The following is a 16,450-nucleotide window of genomic DNA, read 5'->3' as shown; positions in this document are numbered from 1 at the left end:
GCCGGACCCGGGCACACGCGGCCCGGGTCCGGCACCCGCGCCTACTCCCGGCCGTCCTGCGGGCCGGGCCGGCACTGGAAGGGATAGCTCGCGGCCTCGGCGGCCGCCGCCTCCGCGTCGCCCGCCCTGATCGCGTCGACGAGCAGGGCGTGGTCCATGTACGTCTCCGGCGTCAGCTCCTTGCCGACGTCCACCCGCAGCCAGTCGCGCAGCACCTCGCCCAGATCCGCGTACATCGCCGTCATGACGTCGTTGCGGGACGCCGCCACCACCGCCAGGTGGAAGGTCGCGTCGGCGGCCACGAACGCCTCCGCGTCACCCGACTCCCAGGCCTCCTCACGGCGTACGAGGAGCGCTTCCAGCTGCTTGAGATCGCGCTCGGTGCGCCGCTCGGCGGCCAGTCTCGCCGCGCTCGACTCCAGCGTGGACCGCAGTTCGGCGATGTGCCGCGGGTCGGCGTCCGCGAACCGGCGGTGCATCACGCCCGCCAGCTCGCTGGTCGCCACGACGTAGGTGCCCGAACCCTGCCGGATGTCCAGCAGCCCGTTGTGCGCGAGCGCCCGGACCGCCTCGCGCACGGTGTTGCGGGCGACGCCGAGCTGGTCGACGAGCTCCGGCTCGGTGGGGATGCGGGAGCCCACCGGCCACTCGCCCGAGGTGATCTGGTTCCGCAGCTCGGCGATGACCTGCTCGGACAGGGCCGAACGGCGTGGATGGCTCAGCGGCATGACGGTCCTTCGTACGGGCCCGGGTGTGATCGTTCGCGCGGGGCCGGAGGCTCCGGAGATTAACGCAGCGGGATTGGACACCCAATCATCCCATGATTCTATGATGGGCCTCATGGTCCCCGAGGAAACCCGCACGCCGACGCGGCGCCCCGCGATACGCCGTCCCGCCGGGAGCACGGCACCGGTGGCACCCCTCCCGCGCGCGTGGACGACACGGCTCGTGGTCGCCGGCATCGTCCTCGCCGCCCTCAACCTGCGCCCGGCCATCACCAGCCTCGGCGCCCTCCTCGAAGAGGTGCGCGGCGGTCTCGGTATGAGCGGCAGCGTCGCCGGACTGCTCACCTCCGTACCGCCCCTGTGCTTCGCCGTCTTCGGCGTGACGGCACCGCGCCTCGCCCGCCGTTTCGGGCCCGCCGTCGTCGTCTGCGCGGGCATGGCCGCCGTGGCCACGGGACTGGCCGTGCGTCCGTACGCCGGGGGGACGGCCGGCTTCCTGGCCGCCAGCGCGCTCGCGCTCATGGGCATCGCCGTCGGCAACGTCCTGATGCCGGTGATCGTCAAGCGCTGGTTCCCCGACAGGGTCGGCTCCATGACGGGCCTGTACTCGATGGCCCTCGCCCTCGGCACGTCGGCCGCCGCGGCGGTGACCGTCCCCCTGACCGACGCCCTCGGAGGCGACTGGCACATCGGCCTGGTGGTGTGGGCGGGCCTCGCGGCGGCGGCCGTCCTGCCGTGGCTCCTGCTGGCACGGGCGCGGGGCACCGGCCCCGGCACGGGCGACCACGAACCGGCCGCCGGGACCGGTGCTCCAGGGGCGGGCGCCGCGACCGGGGCCGGCCCCGGCGACCGCTCGCCCACTGCCGCCGACCCCGCCCCCGCGACCGCGGCCCGCGCCGGTGCCGCGGAGTCGGTCGCCGTGCCCGCGGCACGCACTGGTGGCGGCGTACCCGCCGCAGCCGCAGGGTCCACCACCGGCACTACCGGCACTACCGGAACTACTGGCACCACCGGAACTACTGGCACCACCGCAGCCCGCTTCGGCGTTTCCGGGCCCGCTGCCGCCGTCGTCACCGGCCCTGCGCCGGACGGACCGCGCGTCACCCGGCACGGGGTCGCCGGACCGCGTGTCAGCCACCCCGCGCCCATAGGTCCCGCGAGCGGCGGGCTGCGCGTCACCCGCAGTCGTACCGCCTGGGCCCTGGCCGTCTTCTTCGGCCTCCAGGCCACCGCCGCGTACATCACGATGGGCTGGATGGCCCAGATCTTCCGCGACGCGGGCGTCACCGCGGGCACCGCGGGACTGCTCCTCGCCGTCACGATGGTGATGGGCGTGCCGCTGGCCTTCGTCATCCCGCGCCTCGCCACCCGCCTGCCCCGGCAGGGGCCCATCGTGGTCGTCCTCGGCCTCTGCGGACTCGCCGGGTACGCGGGCCTCTATCTGGCCCCGGCGGCGGGCGCCTGGGCCTGGGCCCTGCTGCTCGGCATCTCCAACTGTGCCTTCCCGCTGGCCCTGACCATGGTCGGCATGCGCGCCCGGACCGGCACCGGTGTCGCCGAACTGTCGGCGTTCGCCCAGAGCACCGGCTACCTGATCTCGATCCCGGGCCCGCTGCTCGTGGGCGTGCTCTACCAGCACAGCGGCGGCTGGGGCCTGCCGCTGGCGCTGATGGCCGGGCTGATGATCCCGCAGATCGGTGCCGGAATCCTGGCGGGCCGCGACCGCACGGTGGAGGACGAGGCCGCCGGACGACCCCGGCGCGCGGAGACCGGACGACCCCGGCGCGCGGAGAAGGGCCCCGGCGGCGGCACACCGGACGAAGGGTGCGAGACTGGCCGCATGCCTGTGCTCGACCCGAACCCCCAGAACGGCCAGAAGAAGCTGCTGCTCGTGCTCGGCGCGATGCTGGCCATCACGGTGATCATCGGCGTCATCGCGTCCATCGCCTCCCCGTGACCGGCGGGTCCCCGTGACCGGCGGGTCCCCGTGAGACCGGCGGGTCCCCGTGAGACCGGCGGGTCCCCGTGAGACCGGCGGGTCCCCGTGAGACCGGCGGGTCCCCGTGACCGGCGGACCCCGTGACCGGCGGACCCCCGGGCCCGCCGGCGCCGCACTGACCGGCACGGCGTCGGCGCCGACACCGCACCAGTGCCGCGACACCTCCGTAGGCCCGTCCCTTCGGAACGTGCCGTCGGCCGGCTTCCGGGCCGGAGGTGGGGATAACCCCCCATCCCCTAGGGGGTGAGTGTCAGGGTCAAGTGGGTGGACCGCCGGATGGGCCGACGGCGGCGGATTCCGTAGCTTCGAACCATGACCGCGAACCGCGGTCCAGGGACCACTCGAAGACTCACGGAGGCGGCATGCCGGCCCCTACGCACACCCGGACCCACCCGGCGGCCCCGGGCCGCGTCGACATCCGGCTGCCCTGGTGGGCCCTCGCCCTGCCCACGCTCGCCTTCGTCACCCTGCTGCTCATGATCCTCAACCCGGTGGACGCGCACGCCGCGACCGGCGACCCGGCGATCACCCACCTGTTCGAGCGCGTCCAGCAAGCGGTCATGCACAACGCCTCCTGAGCGGCGGACGCCGGGTCCGCCGCACACCCGGAAGCCCCTCCCACCGCACCCCGCTCCCTCGGCGGAGACGGCCATCACCCCTGACGGGGCAGGGCGTCACCCTCCCAGGGGGAGCACATCAACTCCCTGCGCCCCATGGCATGTTTCGTGCGAAGCTGGGACGCATGAGCGTCGCAGAACCCCGCAGGATCATCCTCTTCCGGCATGCGAAAGCCGACTGGCCGCAGGTGTCCGACCATGAGCGGCCGCTCGCCGACCGGGGCCGCATGGACGCCGCCATCGCCGGACGCAAGCTGGCCGACAGCGGCATCCCCCTGGACCTGGCCCTGTGCTCCACCGCGGTACGGACCCGTGAGACATGGAAGCACGCCGTCCATGAGCTCCCGCACCGGCCGAGAACGGTCTACGAGGAGCGGATCTACGAAGCCTCGCCCGGTGAGCTGATCGCCGTGCTCAACGAAACCGCGGACGACACCCGGAACGCGGTCCTGATCGGCCACAACCCGGGCATGCACGGCCTCGCCGAGATCCTGGCGGGCCGGGCGGAGGGCGACACCCGCGCCCGGATGAACGCCCACGGCTTCCACACCGCCGCGTTCGCGGTCCTCTCCTTCGACGGCCCCTGGAAGTCCCTCGAACCCGGCTCGGCCGCCCTGACCGACTACTGGGCTCCGACGGAGTGAACCCGCCCGTCGTCGGGACCGTCGCTCAGCCGGCGCTCTCGTCCTCGTGCATGTCGGCGGCCTCGACCTCTTCACGGGTGACGCCCAGCAGATAGAGGACCGTGTCGAGGAACGGGAAGTTCACCGCGGTGTGCGCGGCCTGCCGTACGACCGGCTTCGCGTTGAAGGCGACCCCGAGACCGGCGGCGTTGAGCATGTCGAGGTCGTTGGCGCCGTCGCCGATCGCCACGGTCTGGGCCAGCGGAACCCCGGCCTCGGAGGCGAACCGGCGCAGCAGCCGCGCCTTGCCCGCCCGGTCCACGATCTCGCCGGTGACCCGGCCGGTCAGCTTCCCGTCGACGATCTCCAGCGTGTTGGCCTGGGCGAAGTCGAGTCCGAGCCGTTCCTTCAGGTCGTCGGTGACCTGGGTGAACCCGCCGGAGACGACGCCGACTTGGAAGCCGAGCCGCTTCAGCGTACGGATCAGGGTCCGCGCGCCCGGCGTCAGCCGCACCTCCTCGCGCACCTTGTCCACCACGGAGGCGTCCAGCCCTTCGAGGAGCGCCACCCGCGCGTGCAGGGACTGCTCGAAGTCCAGCTCACCGCGCATCGCGGCGGCCGTGACCTCGGCGACCTCGGCCTCGCACCCGGCGTGCGCGGCGAAGAGCTCGATCACCTCGTCCTGGATGAGCGTGGAGTCCACGTCCATCACGACGAGACGCTGGGCCCGCCGGTGCAGGCCCGCGGCCACGACCGCGATGTCGACACCGAGTGCCGAGGCCTCGGTCACCAGGGCGGTGCGCAGTTCCTCGGGCTCCGTACCGGACACCGCGAACTCGACCGCGGTGACGGGGTACTTGGCCAGCCGGAAGATACGGTCGATGTTGCCGCCGGTCTTCGTGATCCGCGCGGCGATGGCGGCCGTCGACTCCGCGGTGAGCGGATGTCCGAGGACGGTGACCAGCGAACGTCCCAGGCCGCGAGGGCGGTTGTCGCCGAGGCCGGAGATGATCTCCGCCTGCATCTTCATCGACTCGGCCCAGCTGTGGACGGTCGACCGGAGGTCGCCTTCGAGGCCCGCGGACGGCTCGGTCACGAGTGCGCACAGCACGATCCGGCCCCGGGTGACGACCTGCTCGATGTCGACCACGTCGACGGAGTAGGCGGCGAGGGTGTCGAAGAGTCCGGCGGTGATGCCCGGCCGGTCCTTGCCGAAGATCTTGACAAGAAGAGTGGGCACATCAGGGGTATGTGAAGCGCTCATGGTATTTCCCACCGTATCCGGCACCCCGTGCCTCCCGCCCGCCCGGTCCGCCTGGCGGACACGGAACACTGGGTGACACCCCGAAGACCCCCGAGTGACGAACCCCCACCCACCCCCGACCCCTCGCCCCCGCGGCCCCACAACCTTCTTTCGCCCCCTCCGCCCCTGCCCGACCCGACCCGACCCGACTCGACCTGGGGTTCCGCCCCCGCACCCCCGCTCCTCAAACGCCGGAGGGGCTGAAACTTTCCCCGGCCGGAGCTGAAAAGTCACGCCCGCGAGGGGCTGCACCCAAACCACCACGCGCCCACAGCCGGGACCCGGCGGCAGGCACCGGAACGGCCACCACCCGCACCCGCAGCCGGGATCCGGCGTGAGGGGACGTGCCGGTACATCAGATGCCCGCAGGCCGGACGGATCAGCACCCACCCGCGCATCCGAACCCCGCTGGGATCCGTTCGGATGCGGGCGGATGTACCGGCACGGCCCCGACCCACCCACCGGAGCGAACCCGCGACGGCCGGCGCAGCGATCCCGCACACGGCCGCGAGACCTCAACGTCGTGGCCGACGCGGAGGCGGCGGCCCCCCGTCCGACGAGGGCGGAGCAGGCGGCGGCGGAGGAGGCAGCGGCGGCGGCCCGTCCGGCCGCCGCCGCTTCGACGACGGTCCGATCGGCCCCACCATGGTCGGCGCCCCGTACACATCACCCGACGCCTCCGGAGCCGCCCCCCGATCCTCCGGCTCCCGCAACTCGTCCGGCACCTTCAGGTACGGATTGGTGTCAGGGTTGGGCGCCCGGTACGACCCCCGAGGCCGATAAGGCCCAGCCTCCCGGCCCCCCTCGGCCCCCCACCCGCCCCCGGCACTCCCGGCACTCCCGGAGACCCCGGCAACCCCAGCAGCCCCGGTAACTCCGACAGCAGCCCCGGCAACCCCGACGGCCCTCCGCCCCGCAGCCCCGCTCACCCAAGCCAACAACGCCCCCGTCCCCCCGGCCCCCGCCCCCCACAACGCCCCCAGCACCAACGCCACCCCCAAGCGCCCGCGCAACTCGATCCCCGCCCCGAACGCGTCGAACCCGAACACGGACAGGGAGGCGTCCACCGACACCTCCGTCAGCCACGCGAGCAGGGGCAGCGCCAGCGCCGTCACGGCCCCCAGCCGAAGCGCGCAGCGCCCGGCGAACCGAAGCGCACTGTCGCCCCGTACGTCAGGCCCCCCCGGTGCTCCCCCCACCGTCGCACCCCCGGCCCGTACGAATGGCGTACGCGCAGCAGTCAGGACACCGGCGTACAGCATCATCAGGGCGGCGGCGAGCCCCAACAGCCATATGCGCCCGTCGAGTTCGGCGAGGCGCCCGAGGGTGACGGCCCGGCTCGCGTCGGCGGTCAGCAACTCGTCGAGGGGGTCGGGCAGCAGTTTGGCGAGCTCGCCCGAGGCCCTGCCGTCCCAGGGGACGAAGAGCCCGAGGGGGATGCCGAGCCACACGCCGTTGGGCGCGCCGAGCAGCGCGGCTCCCATGACCCGCTTCGGGTGGTCGTCGCCGACCGCCGCGTACGCGGCCGCCGCGAGCCCGGCGAGGACGGCGACCAGCAGGACGGTGACGAGGGAGGAGACGGCCGGCCGCACCGCGCGGTGCACGGCGTCCCAGCCGCGCGGCAGCGGCGTACGCCGGGAGGCCAGCAGCGCGATCAGCAGGACCGCGGCGGCCCACACGGCGCCGCCGAGCAGGGTGGGGACGGTGTCGACGGAGAACCCCACGGCCGCCTTCGCCTTCACGAGGTCGCCGATCCTGCCGGGCAGCAGACCGCCGAGGTCGCCGAGACCGCCCGGGAGGTCGTCCGTGATGGAACCGAGCCCGCCACCGCCCGTGGCCTTGTCGAGCCCGAGCTCACCGCCGTCGATCGTGATGACGTCGTGCCCGGCCCAGGCGAGCCCGCCCAGGGTCGCCACGAACAGGGCGACCACCGAGCCCGCCCGCGCGAGGAGTTCGGCCGGTGAGACGACAACTCCCGCCCCGCGCAAGGAGCGCAGGAAGAGCCACGACAGCAGCAGGGCGCCGACCAGCCCGACACCCAGTGGGGTGATCTGGACGGCGGTGTGCGCCTGGGCCCCCTTCAGACCGAAGGCGGAGACGTCGCCGGACGGTGTCACCGAGCCGCCCGCCCCGAGGGCCACCATCGCGGCGGTCATCGGGCCGAGCGCGGCCGCGGCGTCGGCCCCGAGCAGGTGCAGACCGAGCGCGGCGGTGCCCGCCATGCCGATCAGCGCCCAGCTCACGGAGACGACCGCCGACAGCAGCACGTCCACCCAGGGCACGCCCCTGGTGCTTCCGCCGTGGTGCGTGGTCCCGATGCCCATCGCCAGACCCCCCCGATCAGCGCCGCGGTGATCCCGCGTATGTCCCCCTCGTGTGGGATTACCACTCTCCGGGCCGTTTTCAACCCCGTCAACGGATGTGGACAACCCGCCCGTCACCAACGTTCGCAAGGCCCGACTTTCGGTCAGGGGGCCTGAACTGAAATAGTTCCCCACGATGTTCGACATCCCTAGACTCCCTGTGACGGGGGTAACTCGGGGGACAACTCAGTGGGGCTGGAGTGCCGGAACTCGTACTGGAATTGAATGGACGGACCTGGACGCTCGACGCGTCCAGGCCTCACACCCTCGGACGCGATCCGCAGGGGGACATCGTGCTCGAGGACGCCAGGGTCTCCTGGCGCCACGCCACGATCAGCTGGAACGGCCGTAGTTGGGTCATCGACGACCACGGGAGCACCAACGGCACGTTCGTGCAGGGGCAGCGGATCCACCAGCTGGAGATCGGTCCGGGTTCGGCCGTGCACCTGGGCAACGCGACCGACGGTCCGCGTCTGAGCGTGGCCGGTGCGGCGGCCCCGGTGGCGCAGGGCGCCGGCCCCGGCTGGTCCCAGAAGCCGACGCCGCAGGCGTCGCAGCCCCCGCAGAACGCGCAGGGGGGCATTCCGCAGCAGCAGGGATCCGGCGTCGGCGCGGGGGCGTCGCCGGTCTACGGCGACCGCAGCCCGACGACCTTCTACCAGTTCTCGCTGGGCCGTGTGATGCGCATCGGCCGTGCGCTGGAGAACGAACTGGTGGTCTCCGACCTCCAGGTCTCGCGCCACCACGCCGAGTTCCACGCGACGCCGGACGGCCGCTTCGAGATCCGTGACCTCGGCTCGCACAACGGCACGTACGTCAACGGTATGCCGATCACCAAGGGCGGCTCCGCGCTGCTCGGCCCGAACGACATCGTCGGCGTCGGCCACTCGACGTTCCGGCTGGTCGGCGACCGGCTCGAGGAGTTCGTCGACACCGGTGAGGTCTCCTTCTCGGCCCGCCACCTGACGGTCACCGTCGACGGCGGCAAGCAGATCCTCAAGGACGTCTCCTTCGGTGTGCCCGAGAAGTCGCTCGTGGCGGTCATCGGCCCGTCGGGTTCCGGCAAGTCGACGCTCCTGAAGGCGCTCACGGGCTACCGTCCCGCCAACCAGGGCGATGTCCTCTACGACAACCGGAACCTGTACAAGCAGTTCGCCGAGCTGCGCCAGCGCATCGGTCTGGTCCCGCAGGACGACATCCTGCACAAGGAGCTGACCGTCAAGAAGGCCCTCAAGTACGCGGCCAAGCTGCGCTTCCCCGCCGATACCACGGGCGAGGAGCGCGAGGCGCGCATAGACGAGGTGCTGCGCGAGCTGAAGCTGGACATCCACAAGGAGAAGAAGGTCACCTCGCTCTCCGGTGGCCAGCGCAAGCGTGTCTCGGTGGCCCTGGAGCTGCTCACCAAGCCGTCGCTGATCTTCCTGGACGAGCCGACCTCCGGTCTCGACCCGGGCATGGACCGCGACGTCATGCAGCTCCTGCGCGGCCTCGCCGACGACGGCCGTACGGTCCTCGTCGTCACGCACTCGGTGGCGGAGCTCGCGATCTGCGACAAGCTCCTCGTGATGGCGCCCGGCGGCGCCGTCGCCTACTTCGGTCCCCCGGAGGAGGCGCTGAACTTCTTCGGCTACGAGACCTGGGCCGACGTGTTCTCCGCGTTCGAGAACTACCGCGACTACGACTGGGCGGGCCGCTGGAAGGGCTCGCAGCACTACCAGATGTACGCGGCGGACATCGACGCGGTGGCTCCGCAGTCGACGCAGATCCCGCCCGCGCAGGCGATGAAGCCGCCGAAGCCGCAGGGCTGGGGTTCCCAGCTCGTCACCCTCATCCGGCGGTACGCGTCGGTCATCGCGTCCGACAAGGGCTTCCTCGCGCTGACGGTGATCCTGCCGGCGGTGCTCGGCGCGGTGAGCCTGCTCATCGATCCGGACAAGACGCTGCTGGTCAACCCGGTGAACCCGAAGAGCGGGGTGCCCGTCCCGAACGGCACCGCCACGACCGTGCTGCTGATCCTCGCGGTCGGCGCGTGCTTCGCGGGCGCCGCCAACTCGGTCCGCGAGCTGATCAAGGAACGGGTGATCTACGAGCGGGAGCGCGCGACGGGTCTGTCGCGTTCGGCGTACCTGATGTCCAAGGTGATCGTCCTCGGTGTGATCACGATGCTGCAGGGCGCGCTGGTCGGTGCCATCGGCTTCGGCAGCCGTGAGGTCCCGTCGGAGGGCCTGATCTTCAAGAGCCTGCCCAAGCTCGAACTCACGCTGCCGATCATGGTCCTGGGCTTCGTGTCGATGATGTTCGGCCTGATCATCTCCTCCCTGGTGAAGACGGCCGAGAAGACGATGCCGCTCCTGGTCATGTTCGCGATCGTCCAGGTGGTCTTCACCGGCTGTCTGTTCATCCTGAACGGCACGGTGGGCGTCAACCAGTTCTCGTACCTGATGCCGGCCCGCTGGGCGGTGGCCGCTTCCGGGGCCACGCTGGACCTGAACAACATCTTCCCGAACCAGGACGACCCGACGAGCACGGACCCGCTGTGGGACCACACGGCCGGAGCCTGGACCCTGGACATGATCGCGCTGATCGTCCTCGGTGTCGTCTGCGGCTTCTTCGTGTCCCGCTTCCTGCGCCGCCACGAGCCCGAGGTCATGCGCAAGTAGACGTCCGGGAACGGCGCGAGGGCGGCACCCTGACCGGGGTGCCGCCCTTCGGCGTCTGTGTGGGGACTCCGCGCCGAGTCCTCAGTACGCGCTGTTGACGTTGTCCATGGAGCCGTACTTGTCGGCCGCGTAGTTGCAGGCGGCGGTGATGTTGGCGACCGGGTCGTAGATGTTCCACGAGGTGCCTTCCACGTGGTACGCCTTGAAGGTCGGCGGGATGACCTGGAGAAGCCCCTTCGACGGGATGCCGTTGATGGCGTTGATGTCCCAGTCGTTGATGGCCATCGGGTTGCCCGAGGACTCACGCATGATGTTCTTGTGCAGTCCCTGGTAGCTGCCGGGGATGCCCTTCTTCTTCATGATGTCGAGGGACTCGCGGATCCAGCCGTCGAGGTTGTTGGGGTACGTCTTCGCGGCGACCGTCTCCATCTGGATGCGGTGCGTGGAGCGGCTCGCGGTGGCGGACTCGGCGCGCGACTCGGCGGCCTTCTTCTTGGCGGCGGCCTGGGCGGCAGCCTTCTTCTGGGCGGCGGCCTTCTTCTTCGCGGCGGCCTGGGCCGCGGCCTTCTTCTTGGCGGCCGCCGCCTGGGAGGCGGCCTCCTTCTTCGCGGCGGCCGCGGTGTCGGCCGCCGCCTTGTGCCCGGCCTCGATGCTCCGAGCCTTCAGCTCGGCGCCGCTCGTGCCGGCCACGCCGGACTCGACGCCCTTGATCTGCTGCCCGCTGTAGGCGACCGGCGCCGTGGAGGCGGCGTCGTCCGTGGTGGTGCGGCCGCTGTCCGGAACCAGGGAGAACGCGAGGGCGGCGGCACCGAGCGCGGCCACACCGGCGATCGAAAGCTTGTGGAGCTTGGTCGGCTTCGGACTATGACCACGGGCGGCGATGTTCTTGGGCATTACTGATGGACCTCTTCGAATAGCGCGGAGGTCGCTCGTGGTCCGGTGGGGGACACTGCGTTTCCGGATCAGGCGCTGCCGGGGAGAACCCGAGGCGCTGAGCGACGAGAGCAATTCTTAGCGGTCGCAAAATGCCCTGGCAAAGCTGTGACCTACGAAGCCGGGTAGTGGACCCAGATGGGGCAAATCAGGGCAGAGTGGCACGTCTCCCCTGGTCATCTTGTCCCTTTTATCTCCTATGCTCCTTCGTACGTGACCTGGACCCTATGTGCGGGCTCACAAGGTCCCTCGATCGTTCTGACGTGGAGTTGCGAGAGCAATGCTCAGAGTGAGGCTCGCTCCGGGGGGAGGGAGGGAAGGGTGAGGTGCACGTCCCCGAACTCGTGCCAGAGGTAGCGCCCGCGCAGCGCCTCGTCGTAGGCACGGTCGACCACCGCCGCTCCCGCGACCGCCTCCAGCATCAGCAGGTGCGAGGCCTCCGGCTCGTGCAGCCCGGTCAGCAGCCCGTCCACGGCCCGCACACCGCGCTCCGGAGTCACCACGAGACCGGTCCACCCCTTCGCCGCCCGGACCAGCCCGTCCTCCCCGGTCGCGGACTCCACGGCCCGCACCGCCGTCGTACCGACCGCGATGATCCGGCCTCCGCCGGCCCGCGCGGCGTTGACCAGCCGGGCCGACACCGCCGGAACCTCGTACCGCTCCGGATACGGCGGCTCGTGCGACTCCGCCGAGGCGACCCCCGTGTGCAGGGCGACCGGCGCGAACTGCACACCCCGGCTCACCAGCTCCGCCACCAGACGCGAGGTGAAGGGGCGTGCCGCGCTCGGCATCTCCGCGCTCCCCGCCCCGTCGTCCGACGGCAGCGCGAAGACCGTCTGGTACACGGACAACGGCTGGTCCCGGTCCGTGTAGGAGTAGCGGATGGGCCGCCCGTACCGCCGCAGCAGCCCCGGTACGTCCGTGTCCGGTACCCGCCCCCACCACAGCCGCCGCCCCCGCGGGCTCAGCGGCTCCTCCAGGACGAGACGTACGTCCCCGGGCAGGGACACCGCTGTCCCCGCGGGGCCGCCCGCACGCGCGCGCGTGGTGCCACGCCCGTCGGGATCCCGCAGCTCGACCGCCCACCGCCCGTCGTCGCCGCGCGTGGAGAAGTGCACCACCACGCGCGCGTGCCCGATCCGTCCGTCCACGGCCGCCGCCAGCGTGGCCGAGGTGTTGACGATCAGCAGGTCCCCGGCCTTCAGCAACCGGGGCAGCTCCACGAACGCGTGATGCGACACCTCGGTGCCGCGCGACACCAGCAGCCGTACGGAATCCCGGTCGCGGCCGGAACCGCGCTGCTCCGCGGGAACCCGCGCCGACAACTCCTCCGGAACGCTTCCCCGCGCCCGGCCGCGCCCGGCCGGAGAGACCCCCATCGCCGTCGTCACCGCTCCTCCAGCAGGTCCGAGGCCGCGTAGCGCCCGCTGGCCGGCCGCTCGTCCAGCAGCCGCAGGAAGGCCGGGACCACGTGGTCCGGCGCAGGCCGCGGATCGTCGTCGTCCGGTACGGCCGCCGCGTACAGGTCCGTCCCCATGTCCCCGGGGTCCACCGCCCACACCCGCAGACCGGGCTCCTCCTCGCCGAGCACCGCCGAGAGACGGTCCAGCGCCGCCTTCGAGGCCCCGTAGCCGCCCCACGTCCCGTACGCCTGCACCGCGGCGTCCGAGCTGACGGCCACGACCGCGCCCGCCCCGGCGGCCCTCAGCAGCGGCAGCGCCTCCTGGACCAGGCCGAGCGCGGCGACCACGTTGACCTCCAGGGCCCGCCGCAGCCCCGCGAGGTCCAGCCCCTCCAGGCGCACCAGCGGCTCCGCGCCCAGCGCGCTCGCGTTGTTCACGAGCAGGTCGACACCGCCCAGCCCCCGGGCCGCGGCCACCAGCTCGGCGCGGTGCCCGGCGTCCGCGACGTCCCCGGGCAGGGCCTCCACCCGCGTCCCGTACGCGGACAGCGCCTCCGCGGTCCCCGCCAGCGCTCCGGCCGTCCTGGCGTCGAGAACCAGATCCCAGCCCCGCCCGGCCAGAGCCTCGCCGAGCGCCCTCCCCAGTCCCTTCGAGGCCCCCGTGATGATCGCTACCGGCATGACATCCGTCCCCTCGCTCGAACCGCCTTCCCGGCGGGTGCCCTCACGGTAGGAACGCGCCCCTTCCCGACGCCTCGTACGCGAGCCGCAACGATCAGGGGCCTTTCGGCCTAGGGCCAACGGCCCGGTGGGCGGGGCCGCGGTCCGATACGCGGTGTCACACCCCGCCGGTACTTTTGGGGGCATGAGTCACGGACCCCGGTCGGGCCTGTACGCGGTGAGCTCCGCGCTGCTGGCCATGAGCAGGCACCTCGAAGTGCGCGACGTCCTCAAGACGATCGTCGCTTCGGCCCGCGAACTGCTCGACGCGCAGTACGCGGCGCTGGGCGTGCCCGACGACCACGGCGGCTTCGCCCAGTTCGTCGTCGACGGGGTCAGCGACGCGCAGTGGAGGGCCATCGGGCCGCTGCCGCGCCAGCACGGCATCCTCGCCGCGATGCTGCGCGCGGCCCGCCCCGAACGCCTGGCCGACGTGCGCGAGGACCCCCGCTTCGAGGGCTGGCCCGCGGCCCACCCCGACATGTCCGACTTCCTGGGGCTGCCCATCCGCGACGGGGACGAGATCATCGGCGCCCTCTTCCTCGCGAACAAGCTGCGGCCCGAGGGCGGACCGCCCTGCGCCGGGCCGGACGGCCGCTGCGGCTTCACCGAGGACGACGAGGAACTCCTCGGCATCCTCGCCCAGCACGCGGCGATCGCCCTGACCAACGCCCGGCTCTACGAACGCAGCCGCGAGCTCACCATCGCCGAGGAACGCTCCCGGCTCGCGCACGAACTGCACGACGCCGTCAGCCAGAAGCTGTTCTCGCTGCGCCTGACCGCGCAGGCCGCCGCAGCCCTCGTCGACCGAGACCCCTCCCGCGCCAAGGGCGAACTCCAGCACGTGGCCGCGCTCGCCGCGGAGGCCACCGAAGAACTGCGCGCCGCCGTAGTCGAGTTGCGCCCCGCCGCCCTCGACGAGGACGGTCTCGTCGCCACCCTGCGCACCCAGATCCAGGTCCTCGACCGCGCGCACTCCGCGCGCGTGACCTTCTCCAGCCATGGTGTGCGGGCACTGCCCGCCGCCCAGGAGGAGGCCGTGCTGAGGGTCTCCCAGGAGGCCCTTCACAACGCGCTGCGGCACTCCGGCGCCGCCCGCGTCGACGTCACCCTGGACCGGCGCGGCCCCGGCGCCGTCCTGCACGTCCGCGACGACGGCGGCGGCTTCGACCCGGCCGCGACACGCAGTGCCGGCCGCCATCTCGGCCTGGTGTCGATGAGGGACCGGGCGAGCGGGGTCGGCGGCACACTCACCGTGGAATCGGCGCCCGGGAAGGGCACCGTGATCGAGATGGAGGTCCCTGGTGGCTGACGCAATCAAGGTGCTGCTCGTCGACGACCACCAGGTCGTCCGCCGGGGACTGCGCACCTTCCTCGAAGTGCAGGACGACATCGAGGTCGTCGGCGAGGCGTCCGACGGATCCGAAGGCGTCACCCGCGCCGAGGAACTGAGGCCGGACGTCGTCCTCATGGACGTCAAGATGCCGGGAATGGACGGCATCGACGCGCTGCGAAAGCTCCGCGAACTCGCCAACCCCACCCGCGTACTGATCGTCACCAGCTTCACCGAGCAGCGCACGGTGGTGCCGGCCCTGCGCGCGGGCGCCGCCGGGTACGTGTACAAGGACGTCGACCCCGACGCGCTGGCCGGGGCCATCCGCTCGGTCCACGCGGGACACGTCGTCCTGCAACCCGAGGTCGCGAGCGCCCTGTTGTCCCAGGAGGAGACCGGACCGGGCCAGGGCAGGGGCGTTTCGCTCACCGACCGGGAGCGGGAGGTGCTCGGCCTGATCGCGGACGGCCGCTCCAACCGGGAGATCGCCCGCGCCCTCGTCCTCTCCGAGAAGACGGTCAAGACCCACGTCTCGAACATCCTGATGAAACTGGACCTCGCCGACCGCACCCAGGCCGCGCTGTGGGCCGTGAGGCACGGAATCACGGACTGACCGTCAACTCGGAGGACTCCGCTCCGGGATGAGATTCATACCGTCGTGTGTATGTCACCCGAATGGCGCATCCTCCGTGGGGCCCGGCCGTTCTCCAGTGCGCCGCGGCAGCCTGCCCCGGTGTTCGCGAGGAGGGGTTTCGCAAGTGAAGAAGCTGAAGAAGTTCACGGCTGTCGCGATGGTGGCCGGCGGTCTGGTCGCCGCTGGCGCGGGCATGGCCTCGGCGGCGGACGGCGCGTCGGCGGCCGGCAAGGCCGTGGGCTCCCCGGGCGTCGTCTCCGGCAACCTCGTCCAGGTCCCGGTCGACGTCCCGGTGAACGTGGTCGGCGACAGCGTGAACGTCATCGGCGCCCTGAACCCGGCGTTCGGCAACCTCGGCGTCAACCGCTGAGGTTCCCCGTCGTGGTGACCGTGACCACCGGCCTTCCAGGGAGCCCCTGGGGGGCCGGTCGGCTTGTCGGCTCATCAGTGGACTGAACCGGACGGGGTATTCGCCACGGCCTCCCGTGCCGTCCCCGGCTCCCCGGCGTTCTCAGCGTACGACCCGCGGCAGGGTCGGATCCGTGAACGCAGGAGGAACGCTTCCCATGAACATCGCCAAGAAGGCCGCCCTGGCCGCCACCATCGCCGGTATCGCCACGGGGGCCTGCGCTGGTGCTGCTGTCGCCGACGCGGGTGCCGAAGGCGCTGCCGCGAAGTCGCCGGGTGCCGTCTCGGGCAACGTCGCCCAGGTCCCCGTCCACGTCCCGGTGAACGTGGTCGGCGACAGCGTGAACGTCATCGGCGCCCTGAACCCGGCGTTCGGCAACGCTGGCGTCAACGACTGAGTCGCCCCCGTCCGGAAGGGCCCCGCGAACGAAACGTTTCGCGGGGCCCTTCCGCGTGCCCCGGCCCGACGCGTGCACCACGAATCCCCCGAGACCGGCCCCAAGCGGTCTCTCGCCCCCTCCGCCCCTACCCGTCCCGTACGGAGGCTCCGCCCCGGACCCGGCTCCTCAATCGCCGGAGGGGCTGAAAGCCACGCCGGTGAGGGACTGGGCCCAAGCCACCGCACCCCCGCGGCCGGGATCCGGCGGGAGGGGCCGTGCCGGTACATCAGATGCCCGTCGCCACCGACGGTCACCTCTCCGTCCAACGGCGACGGGCGGATGTACCGGCA

14 protein-coding genes are annotated in these 16,450 nt (G+C 72.1%); 8 read left to right on the top strand and 6 right to left on the bottom strand.

Annotation, left to right across the window (positions count from 1 at the left end):
- Window positions 1–41: 41 nt before the first annotated feature.
- Window positions 42–728 carry a FadR/GntR family transcriptional regulator gene (locus ACFW6B_RS19575; protein WP_386597683.1) on the bottom strand — a complete coding sequence of 229 codons (687 nt, stop codon included), beginning with the start codon at window positions 726–728 and terminating at the stop codon, window positions 42–44.
- Window positions 729–840: 112 nt separating this feature from the next.
- On the opposite strand from ACFW6B_RS19575, the gene ACFW6B_RS19570 reads away from it, so the two are divergent.
- The 3 genes from ACFW6B_RS19570 to ACFW6B_RS19560 all read left to right on the top strand — a co-directional run bounded on the left by ACFW6B_RS19570 (window position 841) and on the right by ACFW6B_RS19560 (window position 3,985).
- Window positions 841–2,682, top strand: a complete 1,842-nt coding sequence (locus ACFW6B_RS19570) for an SGM_5486 family transporter-associated protein (RefSeq protein WP_386597682.1) — start codon at window positions 841–843, stop codon at window positions 2,680–2,682.
- A 404-nt stretch (window positions 2,683–3,086) separates the two neighbouring features.
- Window positions 3,087–3,302: a hypothetical protein gene (locus tag ACFW6B_RS19565; protein ID WP_386597680.1), complete on the top strand. Its 216-nt coding sequence runs from the start codon at window positions 3,087–3,089 to the stop codon at window positions 3,300–3,302.
- Window positions 3,303–3,466: 164 nt separating this feature from the next.
- The gene (locus ACFW6B_RS19560; protein ID WP_386597678.1) at window positions 3,467–3,985 is read left to right on the top strand and encodes a SixA phosphatase family protein; all 519 of its coding nucleotides are present in this window, start codon (window positions 3,467–3,469) and stop codon (window positions 3,983–3,985) included.
- A 25-nt stretch (window positions 3,986–4,010) separates the two neighbouring features.
- Here ACFW6B_RS19560 and serB read toward each other — a convergent pair whose 3' ends face one another.
- Window positions 4,011–5,228: a phosphoserine phosphatase SerB gene (serB, locus tag ACFW6B_RS19555; RefSeq protein WP_386597676.1), complete on the bottom strand. Its 1,218-nt coding sequence runs from the start codon at window positions 5,226–5,228 to the stop codon at window positions 4,011–4,013.
- Window positions 5,229–5,782: 554 nt separating this feature from the next.
- Window positions 5,783–7,591 carry a streptophobe family protein gene (locus ACFW6B_RS19550; protein WP_386597674.1) on the bottom strand — a complete coding sequence of 603 codons (1,809 nt, stop codon included), beginning with the start codon at window positions 7,589–7,591 and terminating at the stop codon, window positions 5,783–5,785.
- Window positions 7,592–7,830: 239 nt separating this feature from the next.
- Here ACFW6B_RS19550 and ACFW6B_RS19545 point away from each other — a divergent pair, with 239 nt between their 5' ends.
- The gene (locus ACFW6B_RS19545) at window positions 7,831–10,290 is read left to right on the top strand and encodes an FHA domain-containing protein (protein WP_386597670.1); all 2,460 of its coding nucleotides are present in this window, start codon (window positions 7,831–7,833) and stop codon (window positions 10,288–10,290) included.
- Between the two features lie 81 nt (window positions 10,291–10,371).
- On the opposite strand, the gene ACFW6B_RS19540 is transcribed toward ACFW6B_RS19545, so the two are convergent.
- The 3 genes from ACFW6B_RS19540 to ACFW6B_RS19530 all read right to left on the bottom strand — a co-directional run bounded on the left by ACFW6B_RS19540 (window position 10,372) and on the right by ACFW6B_RS19530 (window position 13,306).
- Complete coding sequence (locus tag ACFW6B_RS19540) at window positions 10,372–11,184, bottom strand: transglycosylase SLT domain-containing protein (protein WP_386597668.1); 813 nt, start codon at window positions 11,182–11,184, stop codon at window positions 10,372–10,374.
- A 323-nt stretch (window positions 11,185–11,507) separates the two neighbouring features.
- Complete coding sequence (locus ACFW6B_RS19535) at window positions 11,508–12,602, bottom strand: S-adenosylmethionine:tRNA ribosyltransferase-isomerase (RefSeq protein ID WP_386597815.1); 1,095 nt, start codon at window positions 12,600–12,602, stop codon at window positions 11,508–11,510.
- Between the two features lie 8 nt (window positions 12,603–12,610).
- Window positions 12,611–13,306: an SDR family NAD(P)-dependent oxidoreductase gene (locus ACFW6B_RS19530; protein WP_386597666.1), complete on the bottom strand. Its 696-nt coding sequence runs from the start codon at window positions 13,304–13,306 to the stop codon at window positions 12,611–12,613.
- 184 nt (window positions 13,307–13,490) lie between these two features.
- Between ACFW6B_RS19530 and ACFW6B_RS19525 the strand changes: the two genes are divergently transcribed.
- The 4 genes from ACFW6B_RS19525 (at window position 13,491) to ACFW6B_RS19510 (ending at window position 16,118) form a co-directional block, all read left to right on the top strand.
- Window positions 13,491–14,657, top strand: coding sequence for a GAF domain-containing sensor histidine kinase (locus tag ACFW6B_RS19525; protein ID WP_386597664.1), 1,167 nt, complete (start codon window positions 13,491–13,493; stop codon window positions 14,655–14,657).
- Entirely contained in the window at window positions 14,650–15,291 is a 642-nt protein-coding gene (locus ACFW6B_RS19520; RefSeq protein WP_386597662.1) for a response regulator, read from the top strand. The genes ACFW6B_RS19525 and ACFW6B_RS19520 overlap by 8 nt, the downstream gene beginning before the upstream one ends.
- Window positions 15,292–15,436: 145 nt before the next feature.
- Window positions 15,437–15,682 (top strand): chaplin family protein, encoded by a 246-nt coding sequence (locus ACFW6B_RS19515; protein ID WP_386597660.1) that lies wholly within the window; start codon window positions 15,437–15,439, stop codon window positions 15,680–15,682.
- 196 nt (window positions 15,683–15,878) lie between these two features.
- A complete protein-coding gene (locus ACFW6B_RS19510; protein ID WP_386597658.1) occupies window positions 15,879–16,118 on the top strand; it encodes a chaplin family protein in 240 nt (79 codons plus the stop codon).
- The last annotated feature ends 332 nt before the right edge of the window (window positions 16,119–16,450 follow it).

This window comes from Streptomyces sp. NPDC058751, from assembly GCF_042746485.1.
GTDB lineage: Bacteria > Actinomycetota > Actinomycetes > Streptomycetales > Streptomycetaceae > Streptomyces.
Note: the sequence above shows the minus strand (reverse complement) of the source record. Positions and strands in the feature narration are given on the sequence as shown.

Bases quoted from the DNA above. Each gene is read 5' to 3' on its own strand.
- ACFW6B_RS19540 (WP_386597668.1), bottom strand. From the start codon at position 11,184: ATGCCCAAGAACATCGCCGCCCGTGGTCATAGTCCGAAGCCGACCAAG.
- ACFW6B_RS19550 (WP_386597674.1), bottom strand. From the start codon at position 7,591: ATGGGCATCGGGACCACGCACCACGGCGGAAGCACCAGGGGCGTGCCC.
- ACFW6B_RS19570 (WP_386597682.1), top strand. From the start codon at position 841: ATGGTCCCCGAGGAAACCCGCACGCCGACGCGGCGCCCCGCGATACGC.
- serB (WP_386597676.1), bottom strand. From the start codon at position 5,228: ATGAGCGCTTCACATACCCCTGATGTGCCCACTCTTCTTGTCAAGATC.
- ACFW6B_RS19525 (WP_386597664.1), top strand. From the start codon at position 13,491: ATGAGTCACGGACCCCGGTCGGGCCTGTACGCGGTGAGCTCCGCGCTG.
- ACFW6B_RS19510 (WP_386597658.1), top strand. From the start codon at position 15,879: ATGAACATCGCCAAGAAGGCCGCCCTGGCCGCCACCATCGCCGGTATC.
- ACFW6B_RS19535 (WP_386597815.1), bottom strand. From the start codon at position 12,602: ATGGGGGTCTCTCCGGCCGGGCGCGGCCGGGCGCGGGGAAGCGTTCCG.
- ACFW6B_RS19575 (WP_386597683.1), bottom strand. From the start codon at position 728: ATGCCGCTGAGCCATCCACGCCGTTCGGCCCTGTCCGAGCAGGTCATC.
- ACFW6B_RS19530 (WP_386597666.1), bottom strand. From the start codon at position 13,306: ATGCCGGTAGCGATCATCACGGGGGCCTCGAAGGGACTGGGGAGGGCG.
- ACFW6B_RS19565 (WP_386597680.1), top strand. From the start codon at position 3,087: ATGCCGGCCCCTACGCACACCCGGACCCACCCGGCGGCCCCGGGCCGC.
- ACFW6B_RS19560 (WP_386597678.1), top strand. From the start codon at position 3,467: ATGAGCGTCGCAGAACCCCGCAGGATCATCCTCTTCCGGCATGCGAAA.